17 protein-coding genes and 1 tRNA gene are annotated in these 19,041 nt (G+C 69.3%); 7 read left to right on the forward strand and 11 right to left on the reverse strand.

The genetic code is table 11. The features are described 5' to 3' along the window. Complete coding sequence (metH, locus tag N2M23_RS14990; protein WP_425270245.1) at positions 1 to 3,831, reverse strand: methionine synthase; 3,831 nt, start codon at positions 3,829 to 3,831, stop codon at positions 1 to 3. A gap of 177 nt (positions 3,832 to 4,008) precedes the next feature. Between metH and N2M23_RS14995 the strand changes: the two genes are divergently transcribed. Next, a complete protein-coding gene (locus N2M23_RS14995) occupies positions 4,009 to 4,854 on the forward strand; it encodes a PAC2 family protein (RefSeq protein ID WP_265446544.1) in 846 nt (281 codons plus the stop codon). 495 nt (positions 4,855 to 5,349) lie between these two features. Here the strand turns inward: N2M23_RS14995 and mshC are convergent, their stop codons facing one another. Genes mshC through N2M23_RS15020 form a run of 5 tightly spaced genes read right to left on the reverse strand, consistent with a single transcriptional unit; the run spans position 5,350 to position 9,729 of the window. Further along, a complete protein-coding gene (mshC, locus tag N2M23_RS15000; RefSeq protein WP_265446985.1) occupies positions 5,350 to 6,591 on the reverse strand; it encodes a cysteine--1-D-myo-inosityl 2-amino-2-deoxy-alpha-D-glucopyranoside ligase in 1,242 nt (413 codons plus the stop codon). A 24-nt stretch (positions 6,592 to 6,615) separates the two neighbouring features. Further along, a complete protein-coding gene (locus N2M23_RS15005) occupies positions 6,616 to 7,425 on the reverse strand; it encodes an SCO1664 family protein (protein ID WP_265446545.1) in 810 nt (269 codons plus the stop codon). Further along, positions 7,403 to 7,942, reverse strand: coding sequence for a DUF3090 domain-containing protein (locus N2M23_RS15010; protein WP_265446546.1), 540 nt, complete (start codon positions 7,940 to 7,942; stop codon positions 7,403 to 7,405). Before N2M23_RS15010 ends, N2M23_RS15005 begins: the two co-directional genes overlap by 23 nt. A 9-nt stretch (positions 7,943 to 7,951) precedes the next feature. Then, a complete protein-coding gene (locus tag N2M23_RS15015; RefSeq protein ID WP_265446548.1) occupies positions 7,952 to 8,662 on the reverse strand; it encodes an MSMEG_4193 family putative phosphomutase in 711 nt (236 codons plus the stop codon). A gap of 2 nt (positions 8,663 to 8,664) precedes the next feature. Further along, positions 8,665 to 9,729 carry an LLM class F420-dependent oxidoreductase gene (locus tag N2M23_RS15020; protein WP_265446550.1) on the reverse strand — a complete coding sequence of 355 codons (1,065 nt, stop codon included), beginning with the start codon at positions 9,727 to 9,729 and terminating at the stop codon, positions 8,665 to 8,667. 59 nt (positions 9,730 to 9,788) lie between these two features. Between N2M23_RS15020 and N2M23_RS15025 the strand changes: the two genes are divergently transcribed. Then, complete coding sequence (locus N2M23_RS15025) at positions 9,789 to 10,727, forward strand: aldo/keto reductase (RefSeq protein WP_265446552.1); 939 nt, start codon at positions 9,789 to 9,791, stop codon at positions 10,725 to 10,727. A 10-nt stretch (positions 10,728 to 10,737) separates the two neighbouring features. On the opposite strand, the gene N2M23_RS15030 is transcribed toward N2M23_RS15025, so the two are convergent. Then, the gene (locus tag N2M23_RS15030; RefSeq protein ID WP_265446553.1) at positions 10,738 to 11,100 is read right to left on the reverse strand and encodes a hypothetical protein; all 363 of its coding nucleotides are present in this window, start codon (positions 11,098 to 11,100) and stop codon (positions 10,738 to 10,740) included. Positions 11,101 to 11,209: 109 nt separating this feature from the next. Between N2M23_RS15030 and N2M23_RS15035 the strand changes: the two genes are divergently transcribed. Further along, positions 11,210 to 11,395, forward strand: coding sequence for a DUF5703 family protein (locus N2M23_RS15035; protein WP_265446555.1), 186 nt, complete (start codon positions 11,210 to 11,212; stop codon positions 11,393 to 11,395). Positions 11,396 to 11,413: 18 nt separating this feature from the next. On the opposite strand, the gene N2M23_RS15040 is transcribed toward N2M23_RS15035, so the two are convergent. Together N2M23_RS15040 and N2M23_RS15045 are read right to left on the reverse strand one after the other, a co-directional pair. Beyond that, a complete protein-coding gene (locus N2M23_RS15040) occupies positions 11,414 to 12,757 on the reverse strand; it encodes a M20/M25/M40 family metallo-hydrolase (protein ID WP_265446556.1) in 1,344 nt (447 codons plus the stop codon). A 23-nt stretch (positions 12,758 to 12,780) separates the two neighbouring features. Continuing rightward, positions 12,781 to 14,331 (reverse strand): ATP-dependent DNA ligase, encoded by a 1,551-nt coding sequence (locus N2M23_RS15045; protein WP_265446558.1) that lies wholly within the window; start codon positions 14,329 to 14,331, stop codon positions 12,781 to 12,783. 52 nt (positions 14,332 to 14,383) lie between these two features. Between N2M23_RS15045 and N2M23_RS15050 the strand changes: the two genes are divergently transcribed. Together N2M23_RS15050 and N2M23_RS15055 are read left to right on the forward strand one after the other, a co-directional pair. Beyond that, a complete protein-coding gene (locus tag N2M23_RS15050; protein ID WP_265446560.1) occupies positions 14,384 to 15,418 on the forward strand; it encodes an NADP-dependent oxidoreductase in 1,035 nt (344 codons plus the stop codon). A 57-nt stretch (positions 15,419 to 15,475) separates the two neighbouring features. Beyond that, positions 15,476 to 16,060, forward strand: coding sequence for a TerD family protein (locus tag N2M23_RS15055; protein ID WP_265446561.1), 585 nt, complete (start codon positions 15,476 to 15,478; stop codon positions 16,058 to 16,060). 78 nt (positions 16,061 to 16,138) lie between these two features. Here N2M23_RS15055 and N2M23_RS15060 read toward each other — a convergent pair whose 3' ends face one another. Next, the gene (locus N2M23_RS15060) at positions 16,139 to 16,591 is read right to left on the reverse strand and encodes an SRPBCC family protein (protein WP_265446562.1); all 453 of its coding nucleotides are present in this window, start codon (positions 16,589 to 16,591) and stop codon (positions 16,139 to 16,141) included. 152 nt (positions 16,592 to 16,743) lie between these two features. Here N2M23_RS15060 and N2M23_RS15065 point away from each other — a divergent pair. After that, positions 16,744 to 16,826, forward strand: a tRNA-Leu gene (locus N2M23_RS15065). Between the two features lie 70 nt (positions 16,827 to 16,896). Here N2M23_RS15065 and N2M23_RS15070 read toward each other — a convergent pair. Further along, positions 16,897 to 17,730 carry an acyl-CoA thioesterase domain-containing protein gene (locus N2M23_RS15070; RefSeq protein ID WP_265446564.1) on the reverse strand — a complete coding sequence of 278 codons (834 nt, stop codon included), beginning with the start codon at positions 17,728 to 17,730 and terminating at the stop codon, positions 16,897 to 16,899. A 150-nt stretch (positions 17,731 to 17,880) separates the two neighbouring features. Between N2M23_RS15070 and N2M23_RS15075 the strand changes: the two genes are divergently transcribed. After that, positions 17,881 to 19,041 carry an acyl-CoA dehydrogenase family protein gene (locus N2M23_RS15075; RefSeq protein ID WP_265446565.1) on the forward strand — a complete coding sequence of 387 codons (1,161 nt, stop codon included), beginning with the start codon at positions 17,881 to 17,883 and terminating at the stop codon, positions 19,039 to 19,041.

A 19,041-nucleotide genomic window follows, 5' to 3' on the forward strand; every position in this document is an offset into this window, starting at 1 on the left:
TCAGTCCTCCGGTTCGTAGCCGAGGTTCGGCGCCAGCCAGCGCTCGGTGGTCTTGAGGTCCCAGCCCTTGCGGTCGGCGTACGCCTGCACCTGGTCCGGTCCGAGCCGGCCGACCACGAAGTACTGCGACTGCGGATGCGAGAAGTACCAGCCGCTGACCGCCGCTCCCGGCCACATCGCCATCGACTCGGTGAGCTCGATGCCGGTCTGTTGGGTGGCGTCGAGCAGGTCGAAGAGCGTCACCTTCTCGGTGTGGTCCGGGCAGGCCGGGTAGCCCGGTGCCGGTCGGATGCCGCGGTACTTCTCGGCGATCAGCTCCTCATTGTCGAGGTGCTCGTCGGGTGCGTAGCCCCACAGCTCGTGGCGCACCACGGCGTGCATCCGCTCGGCGAACGCCTCGGCGAGACGATCGGCCAGCGACTCCAGCAGGATCGCGCTGTAGTCGTCCAGCTCGTCCTTGAAGCGCTTGATGTGGTCCTGCGCGCCGAGACCCGCGGTGACCGCGAATCCGCCGATGTAGTCGCGCAATCCGCTGTCCTTCGGCGCGACGAAGTCGGCCAGTGAGCGGTTGGGCACACCCTCGCGGTGCTGCCCCTGCTGCCGCAGGTGGTGCAGCACGGTGCGCACCTTCGAGCGGGTCTCGTCGGTGTAGACCTCGATGTCGTCGCCGACCGACGCAGCCGGGAAGAAGCCGACGACGCCGTTCGCAGACAGCCAATGCTCGTCGATCACCTTGTCGAGCATCGCCTGCGCGTCGTCCCACAACTTGCGAGCCGCCTCGCCGCTCGCCGGGTTGTTGAGGATGTCGGGATAGCGGCCCTTCATCTCCCAGGCGTTGAAGAACGGCTGCCAGTCGATGTATTCGCGCAGCGTCTCCAGCGGATAGTCCTTGAACGTCCGCGTGTATGACGTGACGTGCCCCATCGGGTGGTCGCACGCGGGCCCCTCGCACACGTCCTTCGCCTGCTGCAGCAGGAAGCGCGGGCGCGGCGGTTGGTAGCCCTGCCAGTCGATGGGCGTGCGCGCCGCGATCGCGTCGTCATACGAAAGCAGCGGCCGGTCATTGGATTTCGCGGCATGCCGCTTGCGGATCGACTCGTAGTCGGCGTCCACCTCGGCCATGAACTTCGGCCGGCGTGCGTCGGAGAGCAGCGCGGCCGCGGTCGGCACCGACCGGGACGCGTCCTTCACCCACACGACCGGGCCGTGATACTTCGGGGTCACCTTCACCGCGGTGTGGGCCCGCGAAGTGGTCGCACCGCCGATGAGCAGCGGGATGTCGAAGCCCTGCCGTTCCATCTCCTCGGCGAAGCCCACCATCTCGTCGAGCGACGGCGTGATGAGGCCGGAAAGGCCGATGATGTCAGCGTTTTCGGCCTTCGCCGCGTCGATGATCTTCTGACCGGGCACCATCACGCCGAGGTCCACGACGTCGTAGTTGTTGCACTGCAGCACCACACCAACGATGTTCTTGCCGATGTCGTGCACGTCGCCCTTGACCGTGGCCATGACGATCTTGCCGTTGGAGTGTGCCGCGTCGCCGGGCTTGCGCTCGGCCTCGATGTACGGAATTAGATGTGCGACAGCCTTTTTCATCACTCGGGCCGACTTGACCACCTGCGGCAGGAACATCTTGCCGGCGCCGAACAGGTCACCGACCACGCCCATGCCGTCCATCAGCGGGCCCTCGATCACTGCGAGCGGACGCTCCCCCGCCTCGGCGAGCTCCACCCGCATCTGCTCGGTGTCGTCCACGATGAACTCGTCGATGCCCTTGACCAAGGCGTGCGTAATGCGTTCGCGCACAGGCTGATTGCGCCACTCGGTCGCGGACCCGTCGTCGACCTTGTCGGCAGCCTTGTTGTGCTGTTCGGCGATCTCGAGCAGCCGCTCGGTCGCGTCCGCACGCCGGTTGAGGATGACGTCCTCGATGCGCTCGCGCAGCTCCGGGTCGATCTCGTCGTAGACCACCAGCGCGCCGGCGTTGACGATGCCCATGTCCATCCCGGCCTGGACCGCGTGGTAGAGGAACACCGCGTGGATCGCCTCACGCACCGGGTTGTTGCCGCGGAAGCTGAACGACACGTTGGAGACACCGCCGGACACCAGGGCGCCCGGGAGGTTTTCCTTGATCCAGCGGGTGCCCTCGATGAAGTCGACGCCGTAGTTGGCGTGCTCCTCGATGCCCGTGGCGACTGCGAAGATGTTGGGGTCGAAGATGATGTCCTCGGCCGGGAAGCCGACCTGCTCGGTGAGGATCTTGTATGCCGTGCCGCAGATTTCCTTGCGGCGCTCCAGCGTGTCGGCCTGCCCCTCCTCGTCGAAGGCCATGACGACGATCGCCGCGCCATACTTGCGGCACAGCCGCGCCCGCTCGACGAACGCGTCGACGCCCTCCTTCATGGAGATCGAGTTGACGATGGATTTGCCCTGCACACAACGCAATCCGGCCTCGATGACCTCCCACTTGGAGGAGTCGATCATCATCGGCACCTGTGAGATGTCCGGCTCGGAGGCGACCAGCTTGCAGAAGCGGTCCATCGCCGCGATGCCGTCGATCATCCCCTCGTCCATGTTGACGTCGATGACCTGCGCGCCGGCCTCCACCTGCTGGCGGGCGACGTTGAGGGCGGTCGGGTAGTCACCCTCCTTAATCAGCTTGCGGAAGCGCGCCGAGCCGGTGATGTTGGTGCGTTCGCCGACGTTGACGAAGAGCGAGTCCGGGGTGACGTTCAGCGGCTCCAGACCGGACAGCCGCAGCCCCGGGGCGACCTGCGGCCGCACGCGGGGCGTCGTGTCGCCCACGCGCGCGTCGATGGCGGCGATGTGGTCCGGGGTGGTGCCGCAGCAACCGCCGAGCACGTTGACCAGGCCGTCGGCCGCGAATCCGGCGACGATCTGCGCCATCTGCTCGGCCGTCTCGTCATACTCACCGAAGGCGTTGGGCAGGCCGGCGTTGGGGTAGCAGAAGGTGAAACAGTCTGCGACCCGGGACAATTCGGCGACATACGGACGCATGTCGGCAGCGCCGAGCGCACAGTTGAAGCCGACGGCGAGCGGCTTGGCGTGCCGCACGCTGTTCCAGAACGCCTCGGTGACCTGACCCGACAGGGTGCGGCCGGACGCGTCGGTGATCGTGCCGGAGATGAAGACCGGCCAGCGACGGCCCCGCTCCTCGAAGAGCGTCTCGAGCGCGAAGACCGCGGCCTTGGCGTTGAGCGTGTCGAAGATCGTCTCGATCAGCAGCAGGTCGGCGCCGCCGTCGACCAGGCCGCCCGCCTGCTCGAGGTAGGCGTCCACGAGTTCCTCGAAGGAGGTGTTACGCGCGCCCGGGTCGTTGACGTCCGGGGAGATCGACGCGGTGCGGTTGGTCGGGCCGAGCGCGCCGGCGACATAGCGCGGACGCTCCGGCGTGGAGACCGCGTCGCACGCCGCGCGCGCGAGCTTCGCCGACTCCAGGTTGAGCTCGTAGCTCAAGTCCTCCATGCCGTAGTCGGCCATCGAGATGCGCTGCGCGCTGAAGGTGTTGGTCTCGATGATGTCGGCGCCGCCGGCAAGGTAGTCGTCGTGGATCGACCGGATCAGCTCCGGCCGGGTGATCGACAACAGGTCGTTGTTGCCCTTGACGTCCTGGTCCCAGTGGGCGAACCGCTCCCCGCGGAACTCCTCCTCGGTCAGCTTGTGACGCTGGATGAAGACACCCATCGAGCCGTCGAGCAACAGCACCCGCTGCTGCATGGCGGCGGTCAGCTGGTCGGTCTGGTCGGGACGAATCAAGGACTCGTCGCGCTGCGCTGCACTGGCGCGCGCAAGGTCGGAGCGGCTGCTCACTGTGGGTTCCCTTCGGGAGGGTGGGCGCAAGTGGCTCGATTTTAGCCACCCGGTCGGATGCTCCGGCACGTGGCGGGTCGACTCCGGCGCGCGACCTGCGGCATACCTGCCACAGAGCGGTGCCTGCATTCCCTAAGCTGGTCGGGATCAGTCGGTGCGAACAAGGAGCGTGCGAAGGTGATCGAGTTCGAGGACGTGCCGATGTTGCGCGACCCGATCATGATCGCCGCCTTCGAGGGCTGGAACGACGCCGGCGAAACCGCCTCGGCAACCGTCGCCCACCTGATCGAGACCTGGGACGCCACGCCGATCGCCGCGTTGGACCCTGAGCTCTACTACGACTTCCAGGTGAACCGTCCGCGGGTCTCGGGCGACGCCGGCAACCGGGAGATCACCTGGCCGACCACGAAGATCTTCCTGGCCCGGGACACTCCGCTCGACCGTGACGTGCTGCTCGTGCAGGGCATCGAGCCGTCGATGAAGTGGCTGTCGTTCACTCGCGAGCTCATCGAGTTCGCGACCGAGTACGAGATCGGGATGATCATCACGCTCGGCGGCTTGCTCGCCGATGTGCCGCACACCCGGCCGATCCCGGTCACGGTCACCTCCGAGGACGAGGAGACTCGGCAGCGCTACGACGTGGAGCCGAGTCGCTACGAGGGACCGACCGGCATCGTCGGCGTCGTCACCGACGCGGCACACCGGGCGGAGCTGCCGACCCTGTCGTGCTGGGCGGCAGTGCCGCACTACGCCGGGGGCAGCCCCTCTCCCAAGGCGACGCTTGCGCTGCTGACCCGGCTCGAGGAGCTGCTGGACGCGCTGATCGGGCACGCCGACCTGCCGGACCAGGCGCGGGCCTGGGAGCACGGCGTCGACGAACTCGCCGCATCCGACGACGAGGTCGCCGACTACGTGCACTCGCTCGAGCAGGCACAGGACACCACCGAACTCCCCGAGGCCAGCGGCGACGCGATCGCCCGGGAATTCGAGAAGTACCTGCGCCGGCGCGAGACCGACGACTGAGCGCGGCCGGGCGGCGGCCGCTCGCCGGCGGGCCAGGCGTGCGTAGGCCGCAACTGTTTCGAGTTATGCACGCTCCCGCCGCCCCCGGGCGTGCGCAGACCGCAACCGTTTCGACTTATGCACGCTCCCGCCGCCCCCGGCGCGCGCAGACCGCAACCGTTTCGAGTTATGCACGCTCCCGGTGCCCCAGGTGGTGCGTAGGCCGCAACTGTTTCGAGTTATGCACGCTCCCGGTGCCCCAGGTGGTGCGTAGGCCGCAACTGTTTCGAGTTATGCACGCTCCCGCCGCCCCCGGCGCGCGCAGACCGCAACCGTTTCGAGTTATGCACGCTCCCGGCGCCCCCGGCGTGCGCAGACCGCAACTGTTTCGAGTTATGCACGCTCCCGCCGCGCCAGGCGTGCGCAGACCGCAACTGTTTCGAGTTATGCACGCTCCCGGCGCCCCAGGCGTGCGCAGACCGCAACCGTTTCGACTTATGCGCGCGAGAGCGCGCGTCAGGCCCGCAACCCCAGCAGCGCGTCGAGTGCGTCGGCGACCTGCGGACTCGGCTCGCCGTTGCCCGGGCGCGCCGCCCACTCGTCGACGAGGGCTACCGCACGCGGGCTGTCCAGATCGTCCGAGAGCGCGTCGCGGATGCCGGCGATCAACTCCGCCGCACCGTCGTCGCCGCGGGACTTGAGCGCGTCGCACCAGGTCTGCCAGCGCGTCGTCGCCTCGGCCAGCAGCTGCGGGGTGTACTCCCACGGGGTGCGGTAATGCTGGGCGAGCAGCACCGTCCGGATCACCATCGGGTCCACGCCTTCTTTGCGCAGTTGCGAGACGCGCACCAGGTTGCCCTTGGACTTGCTCATCTTCTCGCCGTCATAGCCGACCATCGCCTGGTGGGCGTAGTTGCGCGCGAACGGCGGGTCGTCGGTGAGCGCGACGGCCTGCACCGCGGACATCTCGTGGTGCGGGAAGATCAGGTCGGTGCCGCCGCCCTGCAGCTCGAAACCCATCCCGAGATGGTCGAGCGCGATCGTGGTGCACTCCACGTGCCAGCCGGGTCGCCCACGGCCGAGTGAGCCGCCCTCCCAGGCGGGTTCGCCGTCGCGCTCCACGCGCCAGAGCAACGGGTCGAGCGGGTCGCGTTTGCCGGGCGTGTCCGGGTCTCCCCCGCGCTCGGCGAACACCTCGAACATCTCGCCGCGGTCCCAGCCACTGACCTCGCCGAACGTCGGCTGGGTCGACAGGTCCAGGTAGACGTCCTCCGCTCCCGCGTGCAGTGCCTCCGGGGTCGGCACCGTGTAGGTGACACCCTTCTCGGCGAGCCCGGTGATCGTGGCGACGTGCTTGTCCATCGTCTCCACGACGCTCACGTAGTGATCCGGCGGCAGCACCCGCAGCGCGGTCATGTCGTCGTGGAAGAGCTCGATCTCGCTGGTCGCCAGCTCCCGCCAGTCGACGCCGTCGCGGGCGGCGCGCTCCAGCAGCGGGTCGTCGATGTCGGTGACGTTCTGGACGTAGCGCACTTCGTGACCGGCGTCACGCAAGACTCGGGCCGCGAGGTCGAACGTCACGTAGGTTGCGGCATGACCGAGGTGCGTGGCGTCATACGGAGTGATCCCGCACACATAGAGTCGTGCGACGTCATCAACCTGCACCGGCACGGGGGTCGACGCGCCCCGGCGCCAGAGGGCAAGGCCGTCACCGTTCCCTTGCAACTGAGGCAGATCCGGCGCGGGCCAGGAAGCAATCGTCACGCCCGCCAGGATATTGCGTCACCACAACGGCCAGGGCAGCGGATGCCGATGCTCGGGAGGCTCGGGGAATCTGCCTGTGCGGATTAGGGATTCGACCCTCGCCCGCAGCGCCGCCACCTCATCCGGCTGTATGACGGCACACAGCCGCTCACCGAACGCTCCGTTCAAGGCGTCGGCCAACCGCTTCAGCCGGTCCAGGTCCGCGGCCTCGAAGGTGTCCCCGGCGAAGCCCCACAGCACGGTGCGCAACTTGTCCTCGACGTGGAGCGTAAGGCCGTGGTCCACGGCATACAGCCGGCCGGCGTCGACGATCAGCGCGCTGCCCTTGCGGTCGGCGTTGTTGAGCACCACGTCGAGCAATGCGACCGCGCGCAGCGCGTCGCTGGCCGCGTGCGAGACGACGAGCGGGCTGTCGGCCTCGTCGCGGACGCCCAACACCGGCAGGTAGCCGTCGGGCACGGCCATCGGCGCATCGATACGGAGCAGGTCGGGGTCGTCGCGCTCGTCCAAGGGACCGACCCACTGCTGCACCGACCCCGGACCGAGCGGCCCGTCCTGCCGCAGTGCGGTCACCGGGATGCAGTCCCAGCCACCGGCTTCAGCGATGAGATAGGACGCCACCTCACGTCCCGCGAGCGTCCCGTCGGGGAAGTCCCAGAGCGGCCGTTCGCCGCGAATCGGCTTGTAAACCGCCGGGATTCGGTCTTCATCCGACGACACCCAGACGCGCAGCGCCACGTTGGAGGCGTCGGTCAGCTGTCCCTCGATCTCCAGCTCGCCGCTTTCGAGCAGCTGGCGGGCGCGCTCAGCGCTTGTATCCGTTGGCACGCGGGCAGATGTGTCCGGTCGGGTCCAACGGGCCACCGCAGAAGGGACAAGGGGGCCGGCCGTCGGCGACCGACGCCAGGCCTCGCCGGGCGAATTCGCGCGCCTGGGCCGGCTCCAGCAACACCCGCATCAGTGAAGCGTCGGGTCCGACGATCTCGCGCAGGTCCTGCCCGTCCTCGGTCGGTTCGAGTTCGACCTCGCGATCGTGCGCCTCGATGATCAGGACCTGACGCTCCGGCTCCCAGGCCAGGCTCAGCGTGCTGACCCGGAACTCGTCCTCGATCGGCGTGGTCAGCGGTTCGTTGTCCTCGGTCGCGGCGGGCAGGTCGTCAGTGGCCGAGAGCTCGTCGAGCAGCTCGTTGACCCGCTCGGCGAGGACCGCGACCTGCTCCTTCTCCAGGGACACCGACACCACGCGGCGGCCCTGCACGGCCTGCAGGAAGAACGTCCGGCCACCGGGCGGGCCGACGGTGCCCGCGACGAACCGGTCGGGGTGGTCGAATTCGATCGTCGGCATGCGTCGAGCCTAATCCTCGGTGGCGGTTCCGGTGACTCCACCGGGGGTCGCGTCGCCACTCGCCGGCGGTGCGGCAACCAGGTCGTGCAACTGCCCCAGGCTCTCGTTCAGGCGCAGCACGAACGGCCGGCGCGCGGTGTACTGCACGGCGCTGACCGAAGCCGGGCCGGCGACGATGCGCTGGAAACCGTCCAGTCCCATCCCGAGCGCGTCGGCGAGCACGGCCTTGATCACGTCGCCGTGTGACACGGCGACCCACAGGGCACGCTCGCCGTGTTCGGCCTGGACGGCGGCGTCGGTCTCCCGCACGGCGGCGACCGCGCGAGCCGACATCTCGCGCAGCGATTCGTGCTCGAAGGTGTCCGACGGCGGGAAGGTCACCGCGGACGGATGATCCTGCACGGTCCGCCACAGCGGATCCTTGGCGAGCTCGCTGATCTTGCCGCCGGTCCACCCGCCATACCGGCACTCGCCGAGGCGGTCGTCGGTCAACACCTCGCCGCCACTGCGCGCGGCGAGGATGGCGGCGGCGGTCTCCTGACAGCGCTGCAGCGGGGAGCTGACGATCCGCGCGATGGGCAGCTCGGCCAGGTTGGCGCCGAGCCGTGCGACCTGTTGTCGTCCGGTGTCGTCCAGGCCGATGCCGGGCGTCCAGCCGGCGAGCACACCGGAGCTGTTGGCGGTGGTGCGGCCGTGCCGCACGAGCAGGACCGTCGGCATGGTCAGCCGAGCCCTTCGGCCCGCGCGATGTCGGCGAGCGTGCGGACGGCAGCGATCCGCTCCTCCAGGGTGTCGCCGTATGGCGAGACGTTCAGCGTGGTGACGCCGGCCTCGGCATATGCGTGCAGCCGGTCGGCCAGGTGCTCGCGTGGGCCGATCAACGCGGTCTGGTCGATGAAGTCGCGCGGCACCGCGGCCGCCGCGTCCCGGTGCTTGCGGTCCAGGTAGAGGTCCTGCACCTGCTGTGCCGCCTGCTCGAAGCCCATCCGCCGGGCGAGCGCGTTGTAGAAGTTCTTCTTCCGCGAGCCCATCCCACCGACGTAGAGGGCGGCGTTGGCGCGCAGCCGGTCGGCGGCGGTGTCCAGGTCGCCGGCGATGCTCAGCCCGGCGCTGGCGGCGACGTCGAAGCCGTCGAGCGAGCCGTCCTCATGACCGGCCTTCGCCCGCCCGGTGCGCAACTGGGCAAGCTGCTCGGGCAGGTGATCGGGACTGACGAAGATGCCGAGCCAGCCGTCGGCGATCTCGCCGGTGAGCTCCAGGTTCTTCGGGCCGATGGCGGCCAGGTAGATCGGCACCTGCGCGCGCTCGGGCAGCAGGAGCAGCCGCAGCGACTTTCCTGGGCCGTCCGGCAGCGGCAATTCGAAGTGTTTGCCGTGGTATTCGACGTTCTTGCGGTCGAAGGCGAGCCGGATGATGTCGACATACTCCCTGGTCCGGCCGAGCGGGTCGTCGAAGCGCACACCGTGCCAGCCCTCGCTGACCTGAGGCCCGGAGACGCCCAGGCCGAGCCGGAACCGCCCGCCGGTGATCTTGTCGAGCGTCGCGGCGGTCATCGCGGTCATGGCCGGGGTGCGGGCCGGGATCTGGAAGACCGCCGACCCCCAGCCCAGCTTGGTCGTGTGCGCGCTGAGGTATGCCGCGAGCGAGGGCACGTCCGAGCCGTAGGCCTCGGCCAACCAGGCCACGTCGTAACCGGATTCGTCGGCGGCAGTCGCGATCGCCTTCATCGCGGCGAGGTCATCGGTGCCGGTGGTCCCCCAGTAGCCGAGGTTGATGCCGAGCTTCATGATCCGAAACGCTACCCGGCCGACCGGTGCAGGGTGACCGCGACCACTACGGTTGCCGGGTGCATTCGTCAACACTGGGCAGATCGGGACTTCGAGTCAGCGCGCTGACGCTCGGCACCATGGGCTGGGGCGAGGTGGTCGACCCACAGCATGCGGAGGAGACGCTCAGCGACTTCCGGGATGCCGGCGGTACGACGATCGACACGGCATACGGGTATGCCGACGGTGCCTCCGAGGAGTTGCTCGGCGAGTTGCTGACCGGCGGTGCTCGCGCGGAGTGCGTGCTGATCGGCAAGGCCGGCATTTCGCGCACCACCGGCGAGCGGGTGGTTGATACCTCTCGCGGCACGCTGCTCGATCAGCTGGACGCCTCATTACGCCGATTGCGCACCGACCACCTCGACCTCTGGCTGGCGCACACCTGGTCCGGTGAGACGCCGCTCGAAGAGACGATGTCGGCGCTGGAATACGCCGTGACGTCGGGGCGGGCACGGTATGTCGGGGTTTCCAACTACGGCGGCTGGCAGCTGGTCGCGGCTGCGGACATTTTGCGCGATGCCCGAATCCCGTTGGTGGCGAATGAGATCGAGTACAGCCTCGTCGAGCGTTACGCCGAGCGGGAGGTGCTCCCCGCAGCGTCGTATGCCGGGGCCGGTCTGCTCGCCTGGGCGCCGCTTGGCGGCGGGGTGCTGACCGGCAAGTATCGCCGCGGCGTACCCGCCGACTCGCGTGCGGCCACCGGCAAACACTCCGGGTGGGCGGCGCGCCGGCTCGGCGGCAACAGCGATGCGGTCGTGGACGCGGTGGCGACCGCGGCCGACGGCCTCGGCGTGCCGGCCGGCCAGGTCGCGCTGGCGTGGGCCCGGCAGCGCCCGGGGATCAGCTCACTGATCGTCGGTGCCCGCAACCGGTCGCAGTTGCGCACCCTGCTCGCGGCCGGTGACGTCGAGCTGCCGGCGCAGATCGCGCAGGCGCTGGACGACGTCTCGGCCCCTTAGCGCACGGTCGTTATTTGCGGGTGTCCTCGTATTCGAGGTCGTCGGTGTCGTCGCCGGACAGGCCAACGTACCGACCGTCGTCCGCTTCGTCGTCATCGTCGAGGTCGTCGTCCTCGTCGAGCAGATCGGGCTCGAGGTCGTCGTCCTCGTCGTCCTCGAAGTCGTCCTCATCACCGCTGTAGACCTCGAGCGGGGTGACTTCGCCGTAGGTGTCCATGAGAGCGTCGTCGTAGTTCTCGAACGCGTCCGCCAGGTCCCGGTAAGCCGCGACCACGGTCGGGTCGTTCTCGCCACGCCGGGACGCGGCGGCCTCCAAATGACGTTCGAAAGCACCCACCAGGGCGGTCAGCGCGGCACGCGGATCAGCGGTCATAGCCACGACCGTAGCGGCATGAGCGGCGCGGGAGATAGAGCATCGCCGTGGAACGTGTCGCGGGTGTCGCTCCGCGGCCGGCCGGATGGGTCATGAATAATGCGCCGTGATGACCGAGTACGAGTTCCGGGTGCTGACCTTCCCGCGCGAAACCAGTCGCGCGGATGTGCGCCAGGCACTCGCCGATCACGCGGAGTACGGCCACTGGGAGCTGGCCCGGACCCGTCTCTATCTGGGAGGCGCGCGCCGGGTATGGCTGCGCCGCCGGATCATCCGGGTGCGCCGGACCGCCTAGCTCCGAGCGCCACGCGACTCAGCAATCGGCGAGGAACTTTCCGAGCACGCGCGCGCCGAAGCGCAGCGAGTCCAGCGGGACCCGCTCGTCGATGCCGTGGAACATCGGGGCGAAGTCGAGGTCGGCCGGCAACTGCAGCGGCGCGAAGCCGTAACCGGTGATGCCGAGCCGCTTGAGCGCCTTGTTGTCGGTGCCGCCGGACAGGCAGTAGGGCAGCACGGCGGCGGCCGGGTCCTCGGCGAGCAGCGCGGACTTCATCTTCTCGACCAACGGGGCGTCGAACGGTGCGTCGAGCGCGATGTCGCGGTGCACCACCTCGACGTCGACGTGCTCGCCGGCGAGCTCGCGGATGGTGGTCATGAGGTCGTCCTCGTGGCCGGGCAAGAAGCGGCAGTCGAGCGACGCGCTGGCCGATTGTGGGATCACGTTGTGTTTGTAGCCGGCATCGAGCATCGTGAAGTTCGACGTGTCGCGCAGCGTTCCTTCCACGAATCCCTTTGCGCCGCCGAGGTTTTCAAGCAGCGGACCCAGCTCGTCGTCGGTGTATGACGCACCGGTCAGGTCGCTCAGCCCGTCGAGCAACTGGCGCACCGACGCGATGTATTCGCGCGGCCAGACGTGCTGGTTGATGCGGGCGATGGCCTGGGCCAGGTGCACCACGGCGTTGTCGTCGTTGGGCACCGAACCATGCCCGGCGCGTCCGTGCGCCCGCAACCGCAGCCAGGCGATGCCCTTCTCGGCGGTCTGCAGCAGGTAGGCGCGCTGCTGGCCCTGCTTGCCGTCGAAGGTGACCGAGTAGCCGCCCACCTCGCTGATCGCCTCGGTGACGCCCTCGAACTGGTCGGCGTGGTTGTCGACCAGCCAGTGGCTGCCCTTGACTCCCCCGGCCTCTTCGTCGGCGAGGAAGCCGATCACCAGATCGCGCGGCGGCTTGCGGCCGCTGCGGGCCAGCTCACGCACGCAGGCAAGGATCATCGCGTCCATGTCCTTCATGTCGACCGCGCCGCGGCCCCAGACGCAGCCGTCCTTGATCTCGGCGCCGAACGGATCGACCTGCCAGTCATCGGCATTCGCCGGCACTACGTCGAGGTGACCGTGCACGGCGAGACCGCCGCGCTCGGAGTCCTCGCCCTCGATGCGCACCAGCACCGACGCCCGTCCGGGCTCGCTCTCCAGCAGCACCGGGTCGAGGCCGACCTCGGTCAGCTCGCCCATGACGTATTCGGCGGCCTTGCGCTCCCCCGGGCCGCTGCCGTCGCCGTAATTGCTGGTGTCGAAGCCGATCAGGTCCTGGCAGATGCGCACCACCTCGTCCTCGGCGGACGGGTGCTCTTCGGTCTTTGCGGAGTCCTGGGACGTCATGCCTCCCAGCCTGCCACGCGCGCTCACGCGCCGCCGAGGGCCCGCACCGTCTGGATGGTGTCGGCCTCGTCGGCGGTCTTGTCGTCGCGATAGCGCAGCACCCGGGCGAAGCGGAGCGCGATCCCGCCCGGGTAGCGGGTCGAGCGCTGCAGCCCGTCGAAGGCGATCTCGACGACCTGCTCGGGCCGGACGCGCACCACCCAGTCGCCGGTGTCGGTGGCCAGCTCGGTGAAGCGCTCCGTCTGCCAGCGCAGCATCTCGTCCGTCATACCCTTGAAAGTCTTTCCGAGCATGATGAATTCGCCGGTTTGCGGGTCGCGGGCGCCGAGGTGGATGTTGGACAGCAGCCCCTTGCGCCGGCCGCTGCCCCACTCGACCGCGAGCACCACCAGGTCGAGGGTGTGCCTGGGTTTGACCTTGACCCAGCCGGCACCCCTCCTGCCCGCTGCGTATGCCGAGCCGAGCGCCTTGACGACCACGCCCTCGTGACCAGCGGCGACCTGATCGTCGAAGAACCGCTGCGCGCCGTCGGGATCGGTGATCTGCTGCCGTGGCACGCGGCAGCGCTGCGGCACCAGGGCGTCCATCCGGCGCTGCCGGTCGGCGAGCGGCTGATCGATCAGATCCTCGCCGTCGACGTGCAGCAGGTCGAAGAACATCGGCGTCACCGGCACCTGCTCGCGCAGCTGCGCCGTGTCGCCCTGGCTGGCCGTGCGGGCGCCGGTGACCTGGAACGACTCCGGTCGCCCGTCGGCGCGCAGTGCGATCGCCTCACCGTCGAGCACGGCGGTCTCCGCGGGCAGTGCGCGGACGATCTCGACCACCTCCGGCAGCCGGTCGGTGATCTCCTCCAGGCTGCGGGTGAACAGCCGCACGTCGTCGCCGAGCTTGTGCGCCTGTACCCGGATGCCGTCGAGCTTCACCTCCACCTGCTGCGCGGCCCTGTCCAGCGCCCCCGGGTCGAGCGTCTCCCCGTCGATCGCCTCGGCGACCGTGGGCGCGCTCCCGGCGAGCATCGGGCGCACCGGTCGGCCGACGACGAGACCGATCTGCTCGACCTCTGGCAGTCCGCCGCGCAGCGCGGCCTGGGCGACCGGTGCGGCATACCCGGCCAGCATGACCGCCCGCCGGATCGCGGGCTCGGGCACGCCGCTGGCGGCGGCGATCGCCGCGAGCATCACCCCGTCGCCGGCTCCCTGCCGCAGCTCGCCGCCGATGAGTCGCGCGACGAACTGCTGCTCGTCGGCGGTCAACCGCCCGAAAAGGTCTGCTACCAACGTCTTTCGGCGCCCCGCGGAGCCCGCGCCGTTCTGTGAGCCGATCTCGGTCAGGGCCGTGTCGAGCTCGGTCACGGTGACCGCCGGCTGCTCGGCAGGCACTGCCAGCTCGCGCAGACCGCGCCACCCGACGCCGATGCGCCGCTGTGGCAGCACCCCCGCCAGGTAGGCCGCGACGAGCAGCACCTCGTCGCCGTCGGCGCGCCGCAGGGCGTCCGCGACCGCGGCTCGCTTGGCGTCCCGGGACCGGGTGGCGCCGACCTGCGCCGAGGTGGTGATGACGTCGTGCAGCAGCATGTGTGCAGTGTGCCCGCAGCCCCCGACATACGGGCGGAGTTGAATGGGGGCCATGCAGACAACGCGCATCGTGCTGGCCGCCCGCCCCCAAGGCGAACCCACCGCCGCAGACTTCCGCACCGAGACGGTCGAGCTGCCCGCCCCGCAGGACGGGCAGGTGTCGCTCGAGACGATCTATCTCTCGCTCGACCCCTACATGCGCGGCCGGATGAGCGATGCCAAGTCGTATGCCGAGCCGGTCCCGATCGGCGGCACGATGGTCGGGGCGACGGTGTCGCGCGTCGTGGAGTCCCGCGACGACAACTTCAAGCCCGGTGACTACGTGCTCGGCTACGGCGGGTGGCAGACGCATTCGGTGGAGGGCACCGGTCATCTCGTCCCGCTCGACCCGCACGCCGCTCCACTCTCGACGGCGCTCGGGGTGCTCGGAATGCCTGGTTTCACTGCGTATTCGGGGTTGCTGACGATCGGCCGGCCGAAGCCGGGCGAGACCGTGGTGGTCGCCGCCGCGACCGGCCCGGTCGGTTCGGCGGTCGGGCAGATCGCCCAGCTCAAGGGCGCGCGTGCGGTCGGCATTGCGGGCGGCCCGGCGAAGGTCGCCTATCTGCACGACCTGGGCTTCGACGCGGCCATCGACCACCGCGCGCCCGACTTCAAGGAGCAGCTCAAGGCGGCGACACCGGACGGCATCGACGTCTACTTCGAGAACGTCGGAGGTCCGGTCTTCGACGCGGTGCTCCCCCGACTCAACACCTACGCGCGGGTGCCGGTGTGCGGGCTGATCGCGTCATACAACGCGACAGAGGCGCCGGCCGGACCCGACCGCCTCGGTCTGCTGATGCGCACGATCCTCACCAAGAGCCTGACCGTGCGCGGCTTCATCCAGAGCGAGTTCGTCAAGGACCAGCTCGGCGACTTCCGCCGCGACATGACCGCGTGGGTGGCGGACGGCAAGGTGCGCTACCGGGAGGACGTCGTCGAGGGCTTGGACAACGCGGTCAGCGCCTTCCAGGGGCTGCTGCGCGGGGACAACTTCGGCAAGCTCGTCGTGCAGGTGTCGGCGGCGCCGGAACCTTCGACGCGCTAGCGTCGCTGTCGAAGAGGAAGACTCGAAGTTCGTTCGAAGGTTCACGAAGGGAAGATCATGCCGGTCAATCTGAGCAAGGGCGCCAACATCTCACTGGAGAAGGCCGCGCCGGGGATGTCGACGGCGATCGTCGGCCTGGGCTGGAACCCGCGCACCACCGATGGCGCGCAGTTCGACCTCGACGCCTCCGTGCTGATCCTCGGCGCGGACGGAAAGGTGCGCCAGCAAAGCGATTTCGTCTTCTACAACAACCTCACCGGCGACAACGGCTCGGTGCAGCACCTCGGTGACAACCGCACCGGTGAGGGCGAGGGCGACGACGAGCAGATCAAGCTCAACCTCGGTCAGATCTCCGCGGACGTCGACCGGATCGCGTTCGTGGCGTCCATCGACCAGGCCGACAGCCGCGGCCAGAACTTCGGTCAGGTCTCCGATGCGTTCATCCGGGTCTTCGACGCCGACGACCCGAACAACGCCGACAAGGGTGCGCGCTACGACCTCGGCGAGGACGCGGCCACCGAGACCGCGCTGGTCTTCGGCGAGCTCTACCGCAACAACGGCGAGTGGAAGTTCCGCGCGGTCGGCCAGGGCTACTCGACCGGACTCGCCGGCGTCATCCAGGACTTCGGCCTGTCCGTCTGAGCGCGGTTGCGCCACAAGCAGATTCGTGGGGTATGACGGGGCTCCCGTCATACCCCACGAGTGTCTTGTGGGGCGGCCTCAGCTGGGCGGGCTGACCAGCTTCTCGAGCTTGCCGAAGGAGCTCTCCCAGCCGGCCTTCGCCTGCTCGACCATGTCGTCCGGGAAGGGTCCCTGGGTCACCGACAGCTGCGTGCCGGCAGGCGCGTCGGCGAATTCCAGCCGCAGCGTGACGGCGGTGCCGTCCTCCAGGCCGGGGAAACCAGTGACCTGCTCGGTGCCGACCAGCGTCTGGTCGGCGGTGAACTCGGTGAGCGTCGCCTCGACCGGCGATTTCAGCTCCGGGTTGTCGTCGGCGACCATCGTGAGCCGCCACGCGCCGCCCTGGCGCGGCTCGACGGTGACGCTGTCCTCGGGCACATGGAAGCCCTCGGGGCCGAACCAGGCGGCCAGCTCGGCCGGGTCGACGAACGCGCGGAAGAGACGTTGCCGGGACGTGCGGAACTCGTGGGTGACGTGCAACTGCTCGGGCATGACGGGTCCTCTCGGGATGGGGCCGGTCCGGGGTCAGGGGTGTTGCCCGCCGATCCTTGCAGGGGCAGGCGCCGATGCGGGAGTTTCGCCCTCTCCGTGCTAGTGTTTCCGGTCGTTGGCCAGGCGGTTTCCGCCTGCTGACGCACCCATTTGTCCGGGTGGCGGAATGGCAGACGCGCTAGCTTGAGGTGCTAGTCCCTTAACGGGGGTGGGGGTTCAAGTCCCCCTCCGGACACTGGTGGGATCGGCGGCCCGGCTTCGTGCTGGGCCGCCGATTTGCTGTTGCGGCGGCCGCCGGTCCCGGGTCAGGCCCGCGGTGACTCACCCGGGCGCACCGAGAGGCCCCCGTTCGCGAGCGTGCTCAGCGCCGCGTGTCCGAAGACACCCTCGCGGTCGTAGTAGGCGGCGGTGCCGATCGAGATCCCGTCGTGTGCGATGCGGTCCTCGGCGACCAGGCCGATGCCTCCGCCGACCGGCAGGCGGGCGAACGTCACGCTCGCGTCGGCGTTGATGTGCTCCACCCCGTGGGTGCCCCAGTGCACGACCAGGTTGGTCATGTCGGCGGCAATCCCGAGCTGCTGGAAGGATGTCGGCGCCTCCCCCTCGACCAACGGCACCGGCAGCTGCCAGACGCGCTTGCGGTCGCCGTTGAGGTGGTCGAGAGCCTCGCTCGACCACGGTGCGTCACCGCTGCGGTAGTAGCGCCCGCCGTCGTCCGGTAGCAGGTCTGCCGGCGGCAGTTCCGGTGGTCGCCGATCCGGGTGCCACACCTGCCCGGTCGCGTCCGCGCCCGGCGCGAGAAAGAGCGTGTGCGCGCGGGCCACCACCTCATCACCCTGGCGGAGTTGCGCATCGACGAGCCCGAGCCGCCGGCCGCGCTGCACCACCTCCACGCGGGTGTATGACGGCGCCATACGAGCAGGACGGAACAGGTCGATCGACAGCCGCGCAGGGCGCAGGCCGGACATGTCGTCCCTCGTGCCGAGTTCGGTGGCGCGCGCGAGGATTCCGGTCACGGCGGGTCCGCGCAGGTGCTTGGGGTTCCAGCCGCTCCGCGCCAGCTCCAGTGGGTGCAGCAGTTCGCCGGTCGACGTCTGTTCGCTCGCGAAGTACGCGGCATACCCGGCCGTGTCCGACATGCTGACCTCCCAGTGCAGGGTGCAGCCGAGGATCGGCGACGGCCGCAGAAGCGTTGTCAGCCTATGAGTCCGATGACGCACCCGTCGCACCGGCCGGTCTAAGGTGCGGAGCTGGCGGAGCAGTGCCCAACCCGAGCCGAGGAGACGACGTTGTCCGAGATCAGCGACGAGGACTTCCAGCCGATCCTGGCGCAGGTGCGGCAGTGGATCCGGACCCGAGTTGTGCCGCGGGAGAACGAAATTGCCGATGCCGACGCCATCCCGGACGACCTGCGCGCGCAGGCCAAGGAAATGGGCTTGTTCGGATATGCCATCCCGCAGCAGTGGGGTGGCCTCGGACTGGATCTGACCCAAGACGTCGAGTTCGCACTCGAGTTCGGCTACACCAGCCTCGCCGTACGCTCGATGTTCGGCACCAACAACGGCATCGCCGGTCAGGTGCTCGTCGGCTTCGGCACCGATGAGCAGAAGCAAGAATGGCTGGAGCGGCTCGCCTCCGGGGCGGTGGTGGCGTCGTTCGCACTCACCGAGCCCGGAGCCGGGTCCAACCCAGCCGGGTTGCGCACCAAGGCGATTCGAGACGGCGACGACTGGGTCATCGACGGCGAGAAGTGCTTCATCACCAACGCCCCGCTGGCCGACCTCTTCGTCACCTTCGCGCGCACCCGGCCCGCCGACGAGTCCGGCCCGGGCATCGCGGTCTTCCTCGTCCCGGCCGGCACGCCGGGTGTCGAGGTCGCGCCGAAGGACAAGAAGATGGGCCAGGAGGGCGCGTGGACGGCGAACGTGCGCTTCGACGGCGTCCGGGTGCCCGCGGCGGCGCTCGTCGGCGGGGACGTCGATGCCGGCTACCGGGCCGCGATGGCGTCGCTCGCGCGAGGCCGGGTGCACATCGCGGCGCTGGCGGTGGGTACGGCGCAGCGCGCGCTCGACGAGTCGCTCGCGCACGCCGCGGTCGCGACGCAGGGCGGCACGCCGATCGGCGACTTCCAGCTCGTCCAGGCGATGCTCGCCGATCAGCAGACCGGGGTCCTTGCCGGTCGGGCGCTCGTGCGCGACACCGCCGCCAAGTACGTCTCCGGCGAGGACCGCCGCATCGGCCCCTCGGTCGCGAAGCTCTTCTGCACCGAAATGGCAGGAACGACAGCCGATCTCGCGGTGCAGATCCATGGCGGCTCCGGCTACCTGCGCGACCTCGCCGTCGAGCGGATCTACCGCGACGTGCGGCTGTTGCGCCTCTACGAGGGCACCAGTGAGATCCAGCGACTGATCATCGGCGGCGGCCTGGTGCGTCAGGCGAAGGCGCGCTGA

The sequence above is a fragment of the Flexivirga meconopsidis genome (assembly GCF_026162425.1).
Lineage (GTDB): Bacteria > Actinomycetota > Actinomycetes > Actinomycetales > Dermatophilaceae > Flexivirga > Flexivirga meconopsidis.